The sequence below is a fragment of the Thermopolyspora sp. NPDC052614 genome (assembly GCF_040678635.1).
Classification (GTDB): domain Bacteria; phylum Actinomycetota; class Actinomycetes; order Streptosporangiales; family Streptosporangiaceae; genus Thermopolyspora.
Genome location: NZ_JBFATZ010000001.1, coordinates 16,259 through 35,299 on the forward strand (window position 1 = coordinate 16,259; position 19,041 = coordinate 35,299).

Here is a 19,041-nt window from a genome sequence, read left to right on the forward strand (position 1 = left end):
GCCTTTGCGGGACGGGTCGCCGGGCGCCCCGGGCCGGGCCATACGCGATCGGCAATCAGGGGTACCAGACTTTGGCCTTATCCTGGGAGGATAAGCGGTATGTGGAGGCGTCACCTTCACATACCGACACGGACACACACAGGAAGGAACACCTGACCCTGAAGCCTGTTCCCGATGGGCCTCCACCCGCGCCTGTGGTGCAGCGCCTGCGTGTGCGATATGCCAAACGCGGTCGTCTTCGTTTCACCAGCCACCGCGACATCTCGCGCGCCGTCGAACGTGCGGTGCGCCGAGCCGGCATCCCGGTGGCGTTCAGCGCGGGGTTCACCCCCCACCCGAAGATTTCCTACGCCGGCGCCGCCCCCACGGGCGTGGCCAGCGAGGCCGAATACCTTGAGATCGGCGTCACCCGGCCCTGCGACCCGCGGGCGTTGCGTGACGACCTCGACGCCTCGCTGCCACCCGGTATCGACGTGCTCGATGTGGTCGAGGCGCACGGCGGAAGCCTGGCCGACCGGCTGGAAGGCTCGGAGTGGGAGGTGCGGCTGCCGGGGGCCGATCCGGTCGCTGTCACACGGGCAGCGGAGCGTTTTCTCGCCGCCGGAAGTGTCGAGGTCGAGCGCATGACCAAGAAGGGTCTGCGCCGATTCAACGCCCGGGAGGCGGTCCTGACGCTCGCCGTAGCGGGGGGAACAGGCGAAGCAGCAGGCCAGGAGCAGGCCCGGCCATGTGCGATACTGCGCATGGTCGTGCGGCACCTGACACCTGCCGTTCGACCCGACGACGTGCTCACGGGTCTGCGTCTCGTCGCAGGTTTCGCGCCGCCGTCACCCCCCGAGGTGACCCGGCTGGCGCAGGGACCGCTCGACGCGGCGACCGGTGAGCCTGCCGACCCGCTCGACCTTGACCGCGGCGTTCGCGGCGGCGGGACGGAATCGGCTGGGCAGCGCGTCGGCGGCGACCTAGGCGACCTATAGGACTTTGGCGCCGGCGCCCTTGGTCGGGCCCGGCGGACCGCGAGAGAGACGATGGCTCCCGCGCGGCGCGGCGACGTGCCCGGGAGCTGACGGGAGAGCGCCCGCATGCTCGAGAACGAGCCGACCACAGCGGGGGCCGCAGGCCCCGGCGACAACTCGACAACAGAACAGACACCGAAGGTCACTCGGCGTCGCCGTGCCGCCAGCAGGCCGGCCGGTCCGCCGCCGGAAGAGGCCGAGCGCGCGGCCGGACTGCTGACCGAACCCGCGCCTGAACCCGCACCCAAACCGGCATTTGAACCGGCACCCGAACCGGCGCCCGGCGAGCAGGCCGACGCGGGCGGGGAGGCGACGCAGCCGGAGCGGAACACCTCGGACGGGGTGGCGCCGAGCGCGGCGACGGCGCGGCAGGACCAACCGGAACAGGCGGAACAGCCCGCCAAGCCACGACGCACCAGGACGCGCAAGACACAGGCCGCCGCCGAGGACGCGGAGGCCGCCCCACCGCGGCGCAGCCGTACGCGCAGGCAGGCGGCACCGGCGGAGGAGACGCCCCTCGCCGCCGCCGATGCGGTGACCGAGGCCGGTGCGAAACCGGGCGTTGGCACCGGCGACGAGCCGAGCGCCAAGGTGGGCACCGAAGCAGGCGTTGAGGCGGGCCCCGAGGTTGGCACGGCGGACGCGCCGGAGCCGGTGGCGGCGGAGCAGGACGAACTGCCCGAGGAGGAGCCGCTCGACGACGAGCCCCCCGGCGAGGACCTGGAGGACCTGACCGAGGAGAACGAAGACGACGCCGTCGACCAGGAGGCCGCGGCGGACGACGACGAGGATGAGGACGAGGACGAGGAGACGACGGGGAACCTGCTCGCAGACCCGTTCGGGCTCGCCACCCAGGCGCTGCGCCGCGCCAAGACGCCCGGGGTGCTCTTCCAGCCCCCCACGGCGGTGTTCCAGCCGATCTTCCAGGCGCCCGAGCCGTACCAGGCGCGTGCCCGGTGGGAGCCGGTCCGCGGGCCCGAGCCGGAGATCGACGAGATCGCCGAGGCCGACGACGCCGAAGAGGCCGAGGACGCCGTCGAGCGCGGCGAGGAGGAGACCTCCGACGAGACCGGCGGCCGTCGTCGGCGTCGCCGCAGAGGCGGGCGCAACCGCAGCCGCGGCCGGGACGGCGAGGAGACGGAGGAGTCGAGCGGCGAGGCCGAGGAGGCCGCTCAGGCCGGGGCGGACGAGGCCGAGGCCGAGGACCAGCAGCAGGCCGAGCCCGCCGAGGAGCAGGAAACGGTCGTCACCGGCTCGCGCCGCAGGCGGCGGCGGAGGCGACGCGCCTACGAGGAGGGCGAGGAGCCTGCGGGGGACGACCCGCCGAACACCGTCGTGCGCATCCGCGCCCCCCGCGTCGGCCGGCCCACGAGCCTGGACGAGGTGCAGGGCGTGCGCGGCTCCACCCGGCTGGAGGCGAAGAAGCAGCGCCGCCGCGAGGGCCGCGAGCTGGGCCGCCGCCGTCCGCCGATCATCACCGAGTCGGAGTTCCTGGCCCGCCGCGAGTCGGTCGAGCGGGTCATGGTGGTGCGCCGCCACGCCGGTCGCACCCAGATCGCGGTGCTGGAGGACGGCATCCTCGTCGAGCACTACGTCGACCGCGAGTCCAGCCAGTCGTACGTCGGAAACGTCTACCTCGGCAAGGTGCAGAACGTGCTGCCGTCGATGGAGGCCGCCTTCATCGACATCGGCAAGGGCCGCAACGCCGTGCTGTACGCGGGCGAGGTCAACTTCGACACCGCCGGCCTGGAGGGCCAGCCCAAGCGCATCGAGTCGGCGCTGAAGTCCGGCCAGTCGGTGCTCGTGCAGGTCACCAAGGATCCGATCGGGCACAAGGGCGCCCGCCTGACCAGCCAGATCAGCCTCCCCGGCCGCTATCTGGTGTACGTCCCCGACGGCTCGATGACCGGCATCAGCCGCAAGCTGCCCGACAAGGAGCGCACCCGGCTCAAGAGCATCCTGAAGAAGGTCATGCCGGAGAACGCCGGGGTGATCGTGCGTACGGCCGCCGAGGGGGCCTCGGAGGAGGAGCTCAGCCGGGACGTGGCCCGCCTGTCGGCGCAGTGGGAGAACATCCAGCGCAAGACCAAGTCCTCCAGCCCGCCCGAACTGCTGTACTCCGAGCCCGACCTGACCATCCGCGTCGTGCGCGACGTGTTCAACGAGGACTTCAGCTCCCTGGTCGTCGCCGGCGACGGCAGCCGGGACGACGTGTGGGCAACCGTGCAGGAGTACGTGCGCTACGTCGCGCCCCATCTGGAGGACCGGCTGTCCCGGTGGGAGGGGGAGGGCGACGTCTTCGCCGCCTACCGCATCGACGAGCAGATCGCCAAGGCGCTGGAGCGCAAGGTGTGGCTGCCCAGCGGCGGCTCGCTGGTGATCGACCGCACCGAGGCGATGACGGTCATCGACGTCAACACCGGCAAGTTCACCGGCCAGGGCGGCAACCTGGAGGAGACCGTCACCCGCAACAACCTGGAGGCGGCCGAGGAGATCGTCCGCCAGCTCCGGTTGCGCGACATCGGCGGCATCATCGTGATCGACTTCATCGACATGGTCCTGGAGAGCAACCGGGACCTGGTCCTGCGGCGCATGCTGGAATGCCTCGCCCGGGACCGCACCAAGCACCAGGTCGCCGAGGTGACCTCGCTGGGGCTGGTGCAGATGACCCGCAAGCGGGTCGGGCAGGGGCTGCTCGAGGCGTTCTCCACGCCGTGTGACTGCTGCGGCGGTCGCGGGCTGATCACCTCGACCGAGCCGGTGGACGGCAAGCCGGAGCCGCGCGGCACCCAGGGCAAGATGGCCATCGAGAAGGCGGTCGCCGAGAAGGTCGCGGAGAAGATGGCCGACGCCGCGGTCGCCGCCTCGGCGGTGGCCGCGCGCGACACCGTGACGGGGGCGCTGAACGCGGCCGAGGAGCCGGTCGGCGAGGTGGCCTCGGGGCGGGCCCGGCGGCGTACCCGCAGGGTGAAGCAGGCGGAGTAGCGGTGGGTTCCGGCCGTACGCCGTCCGTGTGCGGCCGGAACGAGCAAGATCGTGATCGGCGTGGGCGTCAGTTCGACCGGGGGGCCGGAAATCCGGTACCCTAATCAATCGGTGCATCCGGTGGTGCCGTCTTCCGCGCCACCCGCCACGTCGCCGATCCCGATGCGACGGTGAAGCATCTCAGCGAGAGCAGTCAGAAGAAGGGTTCCGCGGTGTACGCGATCGTCCGTTGCGGCGGCAGGCAGCAGAAGGTGTCCGTCGGCGATGTCCTCGAGGTGGACAGGGTCGCCGGTGAGGTCGGCGCCACGGTGTCTCTGCCGGCGGTGCTCGTCGTCAACGACGGCGATGTCACCACCGACCCCGCGGCTCTGAAGCGGTTCCAGGTGACCGCCGAGATCCTCGGCGAGACCAAGGGCCCCAAGATCCGCATTCTCAAGTACAAGAACAAGACCGGCTACAAGAAGCGCCAGGGTCACCGCCAGCGGTACACGCGGGTGAAGGTGACCGGCATGAACGCCGGGCAGTAGCAGGCCTGAAGGGGAAACCGAAATGGCACACAAGAAGGGTGCTTCGTCCACCCGGAACGGCCGTGACTCCAACGCTCAGCGGCTCGGCGTCAAGCGCTTCGGCGGCCAGCTGGTCAACGCCGGCGAGATCATCGTCCGCCAGCGGGGCACGCACTTCCACCCCGGCGACAACGTCGGCCGCGGTGGCGACGACACGCTCTTCGCGTTGGTCGCGGGGCATGTGGAGTTCGGCAGGCGGCGCGGGCGCCGGGCCGTGAGCATCGTCCCGGTCGCGGAGTAGATCCGCGACGTAGGAAAACGTCACACGATGAGGCGGATCGAGCTTTCGATCCGCCTCATTTGCGTGATGGCGCTCACCGGGTGAGCGCATCGTCATCAAGGGGAGCGTGAGGGCAAGGCCGTGGCTGAGTTCGTGGACCGGGTGGTCCTCCACATCAAGGCGGGTGATGGAGGACACGGCTGCGCTTCCATTCATCGGGAGAAGTTCAAGCCGCTCGGCGGTCCCGACGGCGGGAACGGGGGGCGCGGCGGCGACGTGATCCTGGAGGTGGACGCCAACACCTCCACGCTGCTCGACTACCACCACCGCCCGCATCGCAAGGCCGAGTCGGGCAAGCAGGGCATGGGCTCGCACCGGGACGGCGCGAACGGCGCCGACGTGGTGCTGCCGGTCCCCAACGGCACCGTGGTCAAGGACGCCGCCACCGGCGAGGTCCTGGTCGACCTGGTCGGCGTCGGCACCCGCTACGTCGCCGCGCAGGGTGGGCACGGGGGCCTCGGCAACGCGGCGCTCGCCACCACCAAGCGCAAGGCGCCCGGTTTCGCGCTGCTCGGCGAGCCGGGCGAGGAGCTCGACCTGGTTCTGGAGCTGAAGACCGTCGCGGACGTGGCGCTCGTCGGCTTCCCCAACGCGGGCAAGTCCTCGCTCATCGCCGCCCTGTCGGCGGCCCGGCCGAAGATCGCCGACTATCCGTTCACCACCCTGGCGCCCAATCTCGGCGTCGTCACCGCCGGGGAGGTCGTCTTCACCGTCGCCGACGTACCCGGCCTGATCCCCGGCGCGTCCCAGGGCAAGGGGCTGGGGCACGAGTTCCTCCGGCACGTCGAGCGCTGCTCGACCATCGTGCACGTGCTGGACTGCGCCACCCTTGAGCCGGGCCGCGACCCGGTCACCGACTACGAGGTGATCGAGGCCGAGTTGGAGGCGTACGGCGAGTTGGAGGGCCGGCCGCGCCTGGTCGTGCTGAACAAGGTGGACGTGCCCGAGGCGCGGGAGCTGGCCGAGCTGGTGCGGCCGATGCTGGAGGAGCGCGGGCTGAAGGTCTTCGAGGTGTCGGCGGCGGCGCGCGAGGGGCTGCGCCCGTTGTCGTTCGCGATGGCGGAGATGGTGACCGCCGACCGCGCGTCGCGGCCGGTCGAGGAGCCGACCCGCCTGGTCATCCGGCCCCCGAGGCTGGGCGAGGCCGGATTCGAGGTACGGCGCGTGGACGACGACACCTTCCAGATCACCGGGGAGAAGCCCGAGCGCTGGATCCGGCAGACCGACTTCAACAACGACGAGGCCGTCGGCTACCTGGCCGACCGCCTGGCCCGCCTCGGCGTCGAGGAGGCCCTCGCCAAGGCGGGCGCGGTGGAGGGGGTCACGGTGGTCATCGGGCCACTGGAGGGCGGCTACGTCTTCGACTGGCGGCCGGACGTCTCCGCCGAGGCCCACATGGGGCCACGCGGCACCGACGAGCGCCTGGTCTGATCGCGGGCGGCGTCTGATCGCGGGCGGCGGGCGGGCCTGCGCGGGCCTGCGCGGGCCCGGTGTGGGCCGTGGCGGCGGGGCCGGTGTGCGGGCGGAGATGGCGCCGATGATTTGGTGGAGAGCGTGACTGGTGGCAGTGGAGCCGATCGTGGGGCGGGGTTCGTGGCGGGCGCCGTACCCGATCGCGAAATGGCGCGAAATGGACGGTGAGGCAGTGGACCGCGAGCTGGTGCGGGCGGCGAACCGGGTGGTCGTCAAGGTGGGGTCGTCCTCGCTGACCACGCCGCAGGGCACCATCGACGGCGATCGGGTGGACGCGCTGGTGGACGTGCTCGCCGCGCAGCGGTCCGCGGGCAGGCAGATCATCCTGGTCTCGTCCGGGGCGATCGCGGCCGGGCTCGGCCCGCTCGGGCTGTCGGCGCGACCGCGCGACCTCGCCACCCAGCAGGCCGCCGCGTCGGTGGGCCAGGGCGTGCTCGTCGCGCGCTACACCTCCTCCTTCGCCCGGTACGGCCTGCGCGTCGGCCAGGTGCTGCTGACGGCCGACGACATGATGCGCCGCGCGCACCACCGCAACGCCCAGCGGGCGCTGGCCAAGCTGCTGGAGCTCGGCATCGTCCCGGTCGTCAACGAGAACGACACCGTCGCCACCGACGAGATCCGTTTCGGCGACAACGACCGGCTCGCCGCGCTGGTCGCCCACCTGACGCACGCCGACGCGCTCGTGCTGCTGTCGGACGTGGACGCGCTGTACGACGGCGACCCCCGGCGGCCCGGCGCGCGGCGGCTCGCCGAGGTGCGCGGGCCCGAGGACCTGGTCGGCGTCGAGCTCGGCAGGTCCGGGCGGGTCGGCACCGGCGGCATGATCACCAAGGTGCAGGCGGCGCGGATCGCCACCGGCGCGGGCGTGCCGGTGGTGCTGACCGCCGCCGCGCACGCCGCCCACGCGCTCGCCGGGTCCGACGTCGGCACCTACTTCCACCCGGGCGGGCGGCACCCGGGCACCCGGCTGCTGTGGCTCGCCCACGCCACCACCGGGCGCGGACGGCTGCACCTGGACGCCGGGGCGGTCGAGGCGATCGTGGCGCGGCGCAAGTCGCTGCTGCCGGCCGGCGTCACCGGCGTCGAAGGGGACTTCTCCGTGGGCGACCCGGTGGACCTGTGCGGCCCGCACGGGGAGGCGGTGGCGCGCGGCCTGGTCAACTACGACGCCGCCGAGATCCCCGACCTGCTCGGCAGGTCCACGCGCGAGCTGGCCGCCACGCTCGGCCCCGAGTACGAGCGTGAGCTCATCCACCGCGACGACATCGTCATACTGGAACCCCTGACCGGATCGTAGGAGAGCATGATGGCCGACTCCAAGAGGGCCGAAGCCCGCGAGGCCGACGACTTCCTGAGGGTGGCCCGCGCGGGCAAGGCCGCCGCCGCACTGCTGGCCCCGCTGCCGCGCGCGCCCAAGGACGCCGCGTTGCGGGCGATCGCCGACGCGCTGGTGAGCCGTACGGACGAGATCGTGGCGGCGAACGAGAAGGACGTCGCCCGCGCCCGCGAGGCCGGCGTCGCCGAGGCGATGATCGACCGGTTGCGGCTCGACGCCGGGCGCGTCGAGAAGATCGCCGAGGCGGTGCGGCAGGTGGCCGACCTGCCCGACCCGGTCGGCGAGGTGGTCCGGGGGAGCACGTTGCCCAACGGGCTGGAGCTGCGGCAGATCCGGGTGCCGATCGGCGTCGTCGGCATGATCTACGAGGGGCGGCCGAACGTCACCGTGGACGCGGCGGCGCTGTGCCTCAAGAGCGGAAACGTGGCGTTGCTGCGCGGATCGTCGAGTGCGTACGAGTCCAACACGGTGCTGACGGCGATCATGCGGGACGCGCTGGATGGGACCGAGGTGCCCAAGGACGCGGTGCAGCTCGTGCCGGGCGTCACCCGCGACTCGGTCAAGCACCTCATGCGGGCGCGGGGACTGGTGGACGTGCTGATCCCGCGCGGCGGCGCGTCGCTGATCAACTCGGTGGTGGAGGAGTCCATCGTGCCGGTGATCGAGACCGGCGTGGGGAACTGCCACGTGTACGTCGACGCCGAGGCGGACCTGGACCTCGCCGTGGAGATCCTCGTCAACTCCAAGGCCCAGCGGCCGTCGGTGTGCAACGCCGCCGAGACGTTCCTGGTGCACGAGGCGGTCGCCGAGGAGTTCGTGCCGAAGGCGCTGCGCGCGCTCGCCGAGGCCGGGGTCACCGTGCACGGCGATCCGCGCATCGTCGAGCTGGCCCGCGGGGTGGACGGCGTCACGGTCGTCGAGGCGACCGAGGACGACTTCCGCACCGAGTACCTCTCCTACGACATCGCCGCGGCGGTCGTCGGCTCTCTCGATGACGCGGTCGCCCACATCCGCGCGTACGGCTCGGCCCACACCGACGCGATCGTCACCCGCTCGGTCGGCAACGCCCGCCGATTCGTCGCCACCGTGGACTCCGCCGCGATCGCCGTGAACGCCTCCACGCGCTTCACCGACGGCGGCGAGTTCGGCTTCGGCGCGGAGATCGGCATCTCCACGCAGAAGCTGCACGCGCGCGGGCCGATGGGTCTGGCGGAGTTGACCTCCACCAAGTGGGTCTACACGGGGGAGGGCCACCTGCGCACCGCCTCCGGCACGGTGATCGCCGGGCGCTGACCCGCGTCCGGAGCGTCCGGCTCGGCGCGGCGGCGGATTCGGGACAGCCCGGTCAGAAGTACTGAAAAGGGCGTTCCGGACCCGGGGGCCGCGCCGCTCCTGAGACCGTTTTCGGCGTGCCGCGCGGGTTTTTAGGTACTGGAACGCTAACCTTTTACCTCCTATGGGTGGACGGCGGGCGGGCAACCTCGGGCGGGTCGGCCCGTACACGCTCTACGAGCGCCTCGGACGCGGCGGCATGGGCGAGGTCTATCTCGCCCGCGACCGCCGCGGTCGGCCTGCCGCCGTGAAACTGCTGCGCAGCCAGATCGAGGACGACCCGGCGGCGCGGATGCGGCTCGACCGCGAGGTGCGCGCGCTGCGCCGGGTGGAGAGCCCGTACGTCGCCAGGGTCATCGACGCCGACCTCTCCGGGGACCGGCCGTACCTGGTGATGGACTACATCCAGGGCGACACCCTGCTCGACACGGTACGGCGCGGCGGCCCGCTCAGCGGCGCCGGTCTGCTCGAACTCGCCCACGGCCTGGCCGCCGCGCTGGCCACCATCCACGCGGCGGGGGTCGTGCACCGGGACCTCAAGCCGGCGAACGTGCTGATCGGGGCGGAGGGGCCGGTCCTCATCGACTTCGGCATCGCGCACGTGATGGACGCCACCCGGGTGACCGACACCGGCGCCTTCCTCGGCACGCCCGGATACGCGGCGCCGGAGGTGTTCGCCGGTGAGCCGGTGGGCGAGCCCGCCGACCTGCACGCCTGGGGGGCGACGGTGGCCTTCGCGGCCACCGGGCGCCCCACCTTCGGCCGGGGCACCGCCGAGGCGCAGATGTACGCGATTCTGAACGGGCAGGCCGACCTGGCGGGCGTACCGGCGGCCCTCCTGCCGCACATTCGCGCCGCCCTGCACCGGGAGCCCGCCAAGCGCCCCACGGCGGCGCTCCTGGCCGGACGGCTCGCACGGCTCGTACGCGCCGCCGCTGCGGAGCGGACGTCGCGGCGACGCAGGCCGTCCTCGCGCGACTCCTGGGCCCGCCGCGGGGAGGGCCGGAGCCCGGACGCGTCACGGAACGCGGACGGAATCTCGCCCGCGGACGGCTCGCACGATTCGGACGGCGCGCCACGGAACCCGGACGTGCGCAACCCGGTGGACGCGCGGCACCCGGACGCAGGCCGGCTCGCCGGGGCGCGGAACCCGGACGGCGGGCGCACCCCGGGCGGACGCGACCAAGGGGTAAGGGACCCCGGCGCGAGGGATTCCGATGGCGGACGATCCTCGGGCGCGCGGAGCCCGGATGGGGGGCGGGATCCGGGTCCGCGGGATTCGGACGTTGAACGGTCCCCGGGTGTGCGGGCCTCCGACGTGGGGCGCGTGCCTGGTGGGCGGGATTCCGACGGTGGCCGGATCTCGGGTGTGCGGGCCTCCGATGTCGGACGCGTGCCTGGTGGGCGGGATTCCGACGGTGGCCGGATCTCGGGTGTGCGGGCCTCCGACGTGGGGCGCGCGTCCGGTGGGCGCGACTCCGACGGCGGCCGGATTTCAGGTGCGCGGAACCCGGAGGCCGGGCGCGTGCCCGGCGGGCGGGATTCCGACATCGGACGGTCGCCCGCGCGGGACGGCGACGCGGCGCGGGACCATGGCGTACGCGATTCGGATGGTGTGCGCGCCGCCGCCCGGGTCCGCCCGCGTCGTCGCCGCGCCGTGGCGGCCGGGCAGCCGGGCGACCCGGCCGCCGAGCCGCGCCCCGGGGAGGGCTCCTCCGGGGTGGGCGCGGGCGTCATCCTCGTCGCGCTGGCGGTCACGGCCGTGCCGAGCGTGGTGGTGTCGGTGGTCTGGGCCCCCGCGACGTTCCTCATCACCGCGGGCCTCGCCGTGCTCGCCCGTGCCCTGTGGGGCGGTCATTGGCTGCTGCGCGGGCGCAGGCCCGGCCGTGCGCGCGGCGTGTTGCGGGTGCTGACCTTCCCGCTGGCCCTGGCGGGCGCGCTCGTCACGGCCGTCGTCTGGCCGGGCCTGCCCGCCGTGGGCAGCGCGGCGCTGAGCCTGTGGCTGGCCTCGGGCATGCGCGAGCCGCAGGAATGGTGGAACCTGCCCGGTCCGATCGCGCTGGCGGGCGTGGTGTTCGGCATCGTGTGCGGCGGCCTCGTCGGGCGTGAGGTCGAGCGCGCCGGGATGCGCATGCCGGAACTGCGCAAGGAGGGCCTGCGCGCCCTCGCGGTCCTCGGCGGCTTCGTCGCCGTCTGCGCGGCGGCCGTCCGGGCGGTCGCGGTGTTCTTCTGAGCACGCTTCTTCTGAACACGCTTCTTTTTGGGCGCGGTTCTTTTGAGCACGCCGTCCGGGCCGACGACCACCCCCGTGCGACTCCCGTGGCGCTTGAGCGTGCCCGGACGGCCGCCTCGACCCGCGCTAGTTGTCCCTTCGGGCGAACCGGTTGAAGATGCGCTCGCCCGCGCTCACCGCGCCCTCGGCGACGTCGCGCAGCACGCCGATGAAGGGGTCCTGGGACTGGGACCACGACTCGCGGTAGGACCGCGCCGCCTCCCGGATCTCGTCGGTGATCTTGACGTTGTGGTCGTCCTCGCGGCGCGGGTAGTTGCCGGCGAGGATCGCCTCGTACTGGCCGCTGCGGCGCCAGCGGTCCAGCTCGGCGACGCGGACGACGGCGAACGGGTGCGTGGTGCCGAGCAGGTTGAGGACCTTGAGCAGGCCGTCGCGCACGTCGCCGGCGGTGTCGTACTCGCGGGCCTGCTCCAGGAACGCCTCGATGTTCATCTCGTGCAGGCGGGTGCCGCCCGCGAGCTTCATCAGCGCCCGCATGCCGGCCTCGGGGTCCTGCCCGCACAGCAGGCCACCCCGGTCGCACGACAGCTCGGACTTGCGGAACCACTCCTCAAGTCCGGCGACGATGGCGCGCAGACCGATGTAGCCGAGCGGGATCCAGGCCACGCGGGTGGCGAGCCGGGTGAGGATGAGCAGCATCGTGCGGTAGACGGCGTGCCCGGACAGGATGTGCGCGGTCTCGTGGCCGACCACGAAGCGCAGTTCCTCCTCGTCGAGGAGGTCGAGCAGGCCGGTGGTGACGACGATGAACGGGTCGTCGAAGCCGATCGCCATCGCGTTCACCGAGGGATCCTGCTGGACGTAGATCTCGGGGATCCGCGGCAGGTCGAGGATATAGGCGGCGTCGCGCCCCATATCATGCAGCGACCGGAACTGGGTGTCGCTGGTGCGGACGGCGGAGGCGAGCCGCATCAGGCGTAGCCGGCGCTCGCTGACCAGGCCGGACATCTGCTTGAGTACGGTGTCGAATCCACTGAGCGAACGCATAGCGACCAGTGCGGACCGGTCTGCTGGGTGTTCGTAGGCCCGGGAGCTGATGCCGGGAAGTTGTACGCGGTTGCGATCCGGAGTGGTCGTCATGGTCGGCATGCTACGTCGGCCCACGTTCGTCCGCGCGGGTTTGCGGAGGGCTGGATTTCACCATCGACGGGGCATAGACGTGCGATCCCTCCCGCGTGGTCGTCACACACGGTGACGTTGGTGGTGAGGTTGAAGGTACGGGGGTGCCTGCGGTCCACTGCGCGGCCCCAGTTATCGTCACTCTCATGAGAAATGGGGCGGCGATCCGGCGGCTGGGCATCATGGGCGGAACATTCGATCCGATCCATCACGGGCACCTGGTCGCGGCCAGCGAGGTGGCCCACCACTTCGACCTCGACGAGGTGGTGTTCGTGCCGACGGGCCAGCCGTGGCAGAAGGAGGAGCGCACGGTGTCGGCGGCCGAGGACCGCTACCTCATGACGGTGATCGCCACCGCCTCCAACCCGCGCTTCTCGGTGAGCCGGGTGGACATCGACCGGCCCGGCCCGACGTACACGCTCGACACGCTCCGTGACATCTCAGCCGTATACGGCCCGGACGTGGAGCTTTACTTCATCACGGGCGCGGACGCGCTGTCCCAGATCCTCAGTTGGCACAACGCGGACGAGATGTTTGAAATCGCGCACTTCGTCGGGTGTACGCGCCCCGGCCACGTGCTGCACGACCCGGGGCTGCCGGAGGGCAAGGTGAGCCTCATCGAGATCCCGGCCCTGGCCATTTCCTCCTCCGAATGCCGCGAGCGCGTCGCGGCCGGAGAGCCGATCTGGTACCTGGTCCCGGACGGGATCGTCCAGTACATCGGCAAACGTCACCTCTACCGGCGCGGCGACGGGTGAATGAGTACCCCGTTACGCTGGTGACAAACGGGGTTGTACTAACGGGGAGAGAGTGGGCACCCTGAAGGAGTAGACAGCCCGTAGAGGGTTCGCTCACCCAGGAGGACGAAACCACATCGTGGCAGCATCCGAAAGATCGATCGAGCTGGTGCGGGTCGCCGCGGAGGCGGCGGCGGAGAAGCTGGCCGACGACATCATCGCCTACGACGTGAGTGAGCAGCTCGTCATCACCGACGCGTTCGTGCTCTGCTCCGCCGCCAACGACCGACAGGTCCGCGCCATCGTCGACGAGATCGAGGAACGGATGCGGGTCAGGGCCGACGCCAAGCCCGTGCGCAGGGAGGGGGAGCGCGAAGGGCGCTGGGTGCTGCTCGACTTCGTCGACGTCGTCGTACACGTGCAGCACGAGGAGGACCGCCACTTCTACGCCCTGGAGCGGCTGTGGAAGGACTGCCCGGTCATCACGCTCCCCGAGACCGTCGCCCAAGTGGCGATGCAGCGGGCCCGCGGCGGGGCCGTCACGTGAGCAAGCGCGTGGTCTGCTGGCGTCACGGCCAGACCAGGTGGAACGTCGAGCATCGTTTTCAGGGCCACACCGACATCCCGCTGGACGAGTCGGGCGTGGCGCAGGCCGCCCGGGCGGCGTCGCTGCTCGCCTCGCTGAAGCCGTCAATGCTGGTCGCCTCCGACCTGCGGCGCGCGTACGACACCGCGGCGTCGTTGAGCCGGCTCACCGGCCTGGAGATCAACGTCGACAAGGACCTGCGGGAACGTTCCGGCGGCGACTGGGAGGGGCTCACCTCTCAGGAGATCAAGGAGCGGTGGCCGAAGGAGTACGCGATCTGGACGATCCCGAACGGCGAGCCCGCGATGACGGTCGCCGTCCGGGTCGCCGAGGCGATCCGGCGCTGGGCGGACCGCCTCGACGACGACGGCGTACTCGTCGTCGTCTCCCACGGCGCCGCGATCCGCTTCGGCCTGGCCCACCTGCTCGGCCTGCCCGAGGAGCTGTGGCACGCCCTCGGCGGGCTGAGCAACTGCTCCTGGTCGGTGGTACAGGAGGGCCGCTCGGGCTGGCGTCTGATGGAGCACAACGCGGGCACGCTGCCCGAACCGGTCCGCAGCGACGACATCGCGGCCCAGACCGACGAGGGCTGACCCGGATCGACGACGGGCGGTCCGGCCTCGGAGAAGTGGGTTGACCTGGTACGAGGAGGGTCAATCCGGACTGCGGAGAAGGGCTCACCGGGCGAAAGAGGGCTGACCCAGAGCGCCGAGGGCTGATCGCGTGACGTGGTCAGCCCTCGCAAGGCACGACATCAACCTGTCGCGGAGCGAGGAGGCTCTGGTGGGGCAGGGCGTCGGCCTCTTGTGGGGTAGGGCGTCGGTCTCCTGCGGGGCAAGGACATCGGCCTCTTGTGGGGCGGGATGTCGGCCCCTTGTAGGGGCAGGGTGCCGGCCGCTGGTGGGGCAGGGCGCCGGTCTCTGCGGGGCAAGGACATCGGCCCCTCGTAGGGCAGGATGTCGACTTTGCGTAGGGCAGGACCGCTGGCCCTCGCGGGGCGAGGGGGAAGAACCTGCACCGCGATTGAGGCTAACTCTGGATATTTCCGGAGAGTGCACGTTTATCCGGGTATTTCTCCCCGCATGGATGACAACGTCAGCGTGGGTGTAGAGGAAGAATTTCACATCGTCGATCTCTCCAGCCGTCGCCTCGTGCCGCGTGGGGCCGAAGTGATCGAACGGCTGGCGGGTGGGCGTTACACCGCCGAGTTGCAGCGGTCGGCGGTGGAGACCAACACCTTGCCGTGGGTTTACCTCGGCGACCTCCGCAAGGACCTCACCGAGTTACGGGCCCGGATGGTGGAGGCCGCGAGGGAACTCGGGCTGGCGCCGGTGGCGGCCGGCACCGCCCCGCTCACCACCCCCGAGACTGCAGAGATCACCGCCGGTGAGCGGTACGAGTATCTGCACAACCACTACCAGCTGATCGCCCGGCAGCAGATGGTGTGCGGGCTGCAGGTGCACGCCGATGTCGCGGACCGCGATCTCGCCGTCGCGGTCGCCCAGCGCGTCCAGCCGTGGCTTCCGGTGTTTCTCGCGCTCACCGTGAGCTCGCCGTACTGGATGGGGGCTGACAGCGGCTACGACAGCAGCAGGACGGTGGCCTGGCAACGCTGGCCCACCGCCGGGCCTGCCGGTCCGTTCGCGAACGCGGCCGAGTACGACCAGGCCGTCGCCGACCTGGTGCGGGCGGACGCGATGCTCGACGCGGGCATGATCTACTTCGACGTGCGGCCGTCCGCGCACGTGCCCACGGTCGAGCTCCGGGTCTGCGACGCCACCCCGCTGGTCGAGGACGTGATCCTGATCGCCGGCCTGTTCCGGGCCCTGGTCATCAAGGAACGCGACGCCGCCGCCGCGAACGAACCCCTTCCGCCGGTACGACCCGCCCTGGCACGGGCGGCCACCTGGCGCGCGGCCCGCTACGGCATGGACGGCGACCTCGTCACCGTCCTCGATCCGGTGCCGATCCCCGCCCGCGAACGCGTGGAATCCCTGCTGGAGGAGCTGCGCCCGACCCTGGTGGCCCTCGGCGACTGGCCGATGGTGCGGGAACTCGCCAACGCGGCCCTGTCGCGGGGCAGCTCGGCGGCGCGCCAGCGCGCGGCCTTCGCCGAACGCGGCGAACTCGCCGACGTCGTCGACCTGCTGACCACCGAGACGGCGAGCGGCCTTGGCCTCCCGTGACCGGCACCGTGGCCGCTTCACTTCGTGAACGGCTTCGGCTTCGTGAACGGCTTCGCTTTGTCAACGGCGGAGCGTCCTGAGGCCTTGCATCGGTGCGTGAGTCGCCGACGATTCGGTGGCGATGGCGGAGCCGGGAGTGGCACTCTGCACGGCACTTGGACGATCACCGCGCATGATCGCGAGGTATCCGTCGTGGAACCCAAGGGCCGGATTTCGGTGTGAGGCACCGGCGCTGTGGCCGCATTGCCTCGCCGTGGCGGTGCGGTGGCGTCAGCGGTGGGTCCACTCCTCCTCGTCGAACAGGGGCGGTTCGGTGAGGGGAAAGGGCACCTCGTCGTCATGACCGGAGGCGCCTGGGACCGGATGGGAGGTGCCTGGGGGTTTCCGCATGCCGGGCTGGTCGGTGCCTTGCCGGGCGGTGGCCTCTGTGGTGGGCTTCGTGGTTGGTCGAGCGGCGGGCTCGGCCGTGAGCTGGGCGTCGGGCTCAGTGCCGTGCTGGGTGCCGTGCTGGGCGTCCGCTTGGTTTTCGGTGACGAGGGCGAGGATCTGGTCGCCGTACTTGTTCAGTTTGTTCTCGCCGACGCCGTTGACGGCGGACAGGGCGGCGACGGTGGTGGGAGTGTGCAGGGCGATCTCGCGCAGGGTGGCGTCGTGGAAGACGACGTAGGCCGGGACGCCCTGTTCCTTGGCGGTGGCGGCGCGCCAAGCCCGTAGGCGCTCGAACAGGTGCTGGGCCTCGGGGGGCAGGTCGGCGGCGGCGACTCGGCGGGATTTGCCGGTGGCGTCGCTGCGGGAGGTGCTGCCCTCGGCGCGGTCGGTCCTGGTGGGGTCGGTCACGGCGCGGTCGGTTCTGGCGGGGCGGATGGGGCGCTCGGGGTCGCGGCGGAGTCGTACCTCGCGGCGGCGGCGCAGGACCTCGGCGCTGTCGTCGGTGAGCACGAGGGTGCCGTAGTCGCCTTCCACGGCGAGCAGCCCCTGGGCGAGGAGTTGGCGGACGACGGCGCGCCACTCGCCCTCGCCGAGGTCGGCGCCGACGCCGAAGACGGTGAGCGTGTCGTGGCCGTGCTGGACGACCTTGGGGGTGCGGCGGCCCAGCAGGATGTCGATGACGTGGCCCGCGCCGAACTTCTGGCCGCGCTCGCGGCGCAGGCGGTACACCGCCGACAGGAGCTTCTGAGCGGCGATGGTGCCGTCCCACGACTCGGGTGGGTTGAGGCAGGTGTCGCAGTTGCCGCAGGGGTCGCTCTTCTCGCCGAAATAGTCGAGCAACCGGACCCGGCGGCACTCGACGGTCTCGCACAGCGCGAGCATGGCGTCCAAGTGGCCGGCCAGCCTTCGCCGGTGGGCGTCGTCGCCCTCGGAGGTGTCGATCAGCTTGCGCAACTGCACGACGTCCTGCAGGCCGTAGGCGAGCCAGGCGGTGGACGGCAGGCCGTCGCGTCCGGCGCGGCCGGTCTCCTGGTAGTAGCCCTCCACCGACTTGGGCAGGTCGAGGTGGGCGACGAAGCGTACGTCCGGCTTGTCGATGCCCATGCCGAAGGCGATCGTGGCGACCATGACGAGCCCGTCCTCACGCAGGAAGCGGGCCTGGTTGGCGGCGCGGGTGGCGTTGTCGAGACCGGCGTGGTACGGCAGCGCCGTGATGCCGTTGGCGGCGAGGAACTCGGCGGTCTTCTCCACCGAGGACCGGGACAGGCAGTAGACGATGCCCGCGTCCCCGGCGTGCTCGGAGCGCAGCAGCCGCAGGAGTTGCCGCTTGGGGTCGGTCTTGGGTTCGATCCGGTACTGGATGTTGGGGCGGTCGAAGCTCGCCACGAAGTGCCGCGCCTGCTCCAGGTTGAGCCGGGAGGCGATCTCGGCGTGCGTGGCCGGCGTGGCCGTGGCGGTGAGCGCGATGCGCGGCACCTTCGGCCATCGCTCGTGCAGCGCGGACAGGGCCAGGTAGTCGGGCCGGAAGTCGTGACCCCACTGGGCCACGCAGTGCGCCTCGTCGATGGCGAACAGCGCGATCTCGCCCCGGTCGAGCAGCCGCATCGTCGCCTCCGAGCGCAGTCGCTCCGGCGCCAGGTAGAGCAGGTCGAGCTCGCCGCCGAGGAACTGCGTCTCGACGAGCCGCCGCTCGTCGAGGTCCTGTGTGGAGTTGAGGAACCCCGCGCGCAGGCCCAGATCGGTGAGCGCGTCCACCTGGTCCTGCATGAGCGCGATCAGCGGCGAGATGACGACGCCCACGCCTCTGCGGACCAGCGACGGGATCTGGTAGCACAGCGACTTGCCGCCGCCGGTCGGCATGAGCACCAGAGCGTCGCCGCCGGAGACCACATGCTCGATGATCTCCTGCTGGCCGTCGCGGAACGTCTCGTAGCCGAAGACGCGGCGCAGCACGTGAGCGGATTGGCTCGCCCCGGTGCCGATGTCTGGGGAAGTCACCCGGCCACTCTATGAGAACCCGGAACGCCGCCGGGCCATGCCACGGACGCCTGTGGATAACCTGCGCGTGTGGAGAGCTGTGCGGAGAGCTATGTGCAGAGCTGTGTGGAGAGCCGTGTAGAGGAACGGGCGATGGAACGTCGTGACACCGGCGGGGGATGCCGACGGAAATGTTGGCCGTGCGGGTATTTCGCGATGTCGAGGCTCCTCATTCCCTAATGACGCGTCTGATGTCTCAGGGCCTGCTCGCAGGCCTTTCGAGCGGGAGGGCTCATGTCTGAAGTGGGGGAGAAGGCAAAGAAGCGTCCGGGGGCGGATCATCGGCCGTCATCACCGGCCGGAGAGTCCGCCGCCAGGACGATGGTGGCCGCCCAGACGCCGGAACCGGCCGAGGCGCCGGGCACGGCGCGGACGTACTTCGCCGTGGTCAACGCCGACGGGTCGCTCGCACGGGGGTTCCACGCGGTCTCCTCACAACGTTTCGGACCCGGGCTGTACGAGGTGATATTCGCTCACGACGTGAGCCGCTCGGCGTACATCGGGGTGATCGGCGGTTCGGGGAGCGTGGGGATCGAGACCGCGGCCCACATCACGGTCGTCGGGCGGTCCGGCGTGCCCAACGGGGTGTTCGTCACGACGACCGACAGCTCGGGGACGTACGTGGACCGTGGTTTCCACCTGGCCGTGCACACCTGAGCCGGGTGG

Annotated in this window: 15 protein-coding genes; 13 read left to right on the forward strand and 2 right to left on the reverse strand. The window is 71.5% G+C overall.

Features of this window, described 5'->3' with window-relative positions:
* Nucleotides 1–194 precede the first annotated feature (194 nt).
* From AB0K60_RS00080 to AB0K60_RS00115, 8 genes are all read left to right on the forward strand, one after another.
* The gene (locus AB0K60_RS00080; protein WP_364046574.1) at nt 195–977 is read left to right on the forward strand and encodes a TIGR03936 family radical SAM-associated protein; all 783 of its coding nucleotides are present in this window, start codon (nt 195–197) and stop codon (nt 975–977) included.
* Between the two features lie 105 nt (nt 978–1,082).
* The gene (locus AB0K60_RS00085) at nt 1,083–4,001 is read left to right on the forward strand and encodes an Rne/Rng family ribonuclease (protein WP_364046577.1); all 2,919 of its coding nucleotides are present in this window, start codon (nt 1,083–1,085) and stop codon (nt 3,999–4,001) included.
* Nucleotides 4,002–4,213: 212 nt separating this feature from the next.
* The gene (gene rplU / locus AB0K60_RS00090; protein ID WP_364048113.1) at nt 4,214–4,528 is read left to right on the forward strand and encodes a 50S ribosomal protein L21; all 315 of its coding nucleotides are present in this window, start codon (nt 4,214–4,216) and stop codon (nt 4,526–4,528) included.
* A gap of 22 nt (nt 4,529–4,550) precedes the next feature.
* Nucleotides 4,551–4,808, forward strand: coding sequence for a 50S ribosomal protein L27 (rpmA, locus tag AB0K60_RS00095; protein WP_364046580.1), 258 nt, complete (start codon nt 4,551–4,553; stop codon nt 4,806–4,808).
* Nucleotides 4,809–4,928: 120 nt separating this feature from the next.
* Nucleotides 4,929–6,278: a GTPase ObgE gene (gene obgE / locus AB0K60_RS00100; protein WP_364046583.1), complete on the forward strand. Its 1,350-nt coding sequence runs from the start codon at nt 4,929–4,931 to the stop codon at nt 6,276–6,278.
* A gap of 199 nt (nt 6,279–6,477) precedes the next feature.
* The gene (gene proB, locus AB0K60_RS00105; RefSeq protein ID WP_364046586.1) at nt 6,478–7,617 is read left to right on the forward strand and encodes a glutamate 5-kinase; all 1,140 of its coding nucleotides are present in this window, start codon (nt 6,478–6,480) and stop codon (nt 7,615–7,617) included.
* A 9-nt stretch (nt 7,618–7,626) separates the two neighbouring features.
* Nucleotides 7,627–8,949, forward strand: coding sequence for a glutamate-5-semialdehyde dehydrogenase (locus AB0K60_RS00110; RefSeq protein WP_364046589.1), 1,323 nt, complete (start codon nt 7,627–7,629; stop codon nt 8,947–8,949).
* A 163-nt stretch (nt 8,950–9,112) separates the two neighbouring features.
* Nucleotides 9,113–11,221 carry a protein kinase gene (locus AB0K60_RS00115; protein WP_364046592.1) on the forward strand — a complete coding sequence of 703 codons (2,109 nt, stop codon included), beginning with the start codon at nt 9,113–9,115 and terminating at the stop codon, nt 11,219–11,221.
* Between the two features lie 126 nt (nt 11,222–11,347).
* Here the strand turns inward: AB0K60_RS00115 and AB0K60_RS00120 are convergent, their stop codons facing one another.
* A complete protein-coding gene (locus tag AB0K60_RS00120; RefSeq protein ID WP_364046595.1) occupies nt 11,348–12,361 on the reverse strand; it encodes a M48 family metallopeptidase in 1,014 nt (337 codons plus the stop codon).
* Between the two features lie 185 nt (nt 12,362–12,546).
* Here AB0K60_RS00120 and nadD point away from each other — a divergent pair, with 185 nt between their 5' ends.
* From nadD to AB0K60_RS00140, 4 genes are all read left to right on the forward strand, one after another.
* On the forward strand, nt 12,547–13,158 hold the full coding sequence (gene nadD, locus AB0K60_RS00125; RefSeq protein ID WP_364046598.1) for a nicotinate-nucleotide adenylyltransferase: 612 nt from the start codon (nt 12,547–12,549) through the stop codon (nt 13,156–13,158).
* Between the two features lie 118 nt (nt 13,159–13,276).
* On the forward strand, nt 13,277–13,684 hold the full coding sequence (gene rsfS / locus AB0K60_RS00130) for a ribosome silencing factor (RefSeq protein WP_364046601.1): 408 nt from the start codon (nt 13,277–13,279) through the stop codon (nt 13,682–13,684).
* Nucleotides 13,681–14,316, forward strand: a complete 636-nt coding sequence (locus AB0K60_RS00135) for a histidine phosphatase family protein (protein ID WP_364046604.1) — start codon at nt 13,681–13,683, stop codon at nt 14,314–14,316. The genes rsfS and AB0K60_RS00135 overlap by 4 nt, the downstream gene beginning before the upstream one ends.
* Before the next feature lie 489 nt (nt 14,317–14,805).
* Nucleotides 14,806–15,909, forward strand: a complete 1,104-nt coding sequence (locus AB0K60_RS00140; protein ID WP_364046608.1) for a glutamate--cysteine ligase — start codon at nt 14,806–14,808, stop codon at nt 15,907–15,909.
* A gap of 270 nt (nt 15,910–16,179) precedes the next feature.
* Here AB0K60_RS00140 and recQ read toward each other — a convergent pair whose 3' ends face one another.
* Entirely contained in the window at nt 16,180–18,336 is a 2,157-nt protein-coding gene (gene recQ / locus AB0K60_RS00145; protein WP_364046611.1) for a DNA helicase RecQ, read from the reverse strand.
* 273 nt (nt 18,337–18,609) lie between these two features.
* Between recQ and AB0K60_RS00150 the strand changes: the two genes are divergently transcribed.
* Nucleotides 18,610–19,032: a hypothetical protein gene (locus tag AB0K60_RS00150; RefSeq protein WP_364046614.1), complete on the forward strand. Its 423-nt coding sequence runs from the start codon at nt 18,610–18,612 to the stop codon at nt 19,030–19,032.
* Nucleotides 19,033–19,041 lie beyond the last annotated feature (9 nt).

Excerpts from the sequence above, each read along its gene's own strand:
- AB0K60_RS00085 (WP_364046577.1), top strand. The coding sequence starts at position 1,083 with ATGCTCGAGAACGAGCCGACCACAGCGGGGGCCGCAGGCCCCGGCGAC.
- rpmA (WP_364046580.1), top strand. The coding sequence starts at position 4,551 with ATGGCACACAAGAAGGGTGCTTCGTCCACCCGGAACGGCCGTGACTCC.
- proB (WP_364046586.1), top strand. The coding sequence starts at position 6,478 with ATGGACGGTGAGGCAGTGGACCGCGAGCTGGTGCGGGCGGCGAACCGG.
- AB0K60_RS00110 (WP_364046589.1), top strand. The coding sequence starts at position 7,627 with ATGGCCGACTCCAAGAGGGCCGAAGCCCGCGAGGCCGACGACTTCCTG.
- AB0K60_RS00115 (WP_364046592.1), top strand. The coding sequence starts at position 9,113 with ATGGGTGGACGGCGGGCGGGCAACCTCGGGCGGGTCGGCCCGTACACG.
- AB0K60_RS00120 (WP_364046595.1), bottom strand. The coding sequence starts at position 12,361 with ATGACGACCACTCCGGATCGCAACCGCGTACAACTTCCCGGCATCAGC.
- nadD (WP_364046598.1), top strand. The coding sequence starts at position 12,547 with ATGAGAAATGGGGCGGCGATCCGGCGGCTGGGCATCATGGGCGGAACA.
- AB0K60_RS00140 (WP_364046608.1), top strand. The coding sequence starts at position 14,806 with ATGGATGACAACGTCAGCGTGGGTGTAGAGGAAGAATTTCACATCGTC.
- AB0K60_RS00150 (WP_364046614.1), top strand. The coding sequence starts at position 18,610 with ATGTCTGAAGTGGGGGAGAAGGCAAAGAAGCGTCCGGGGGCGGATCAT.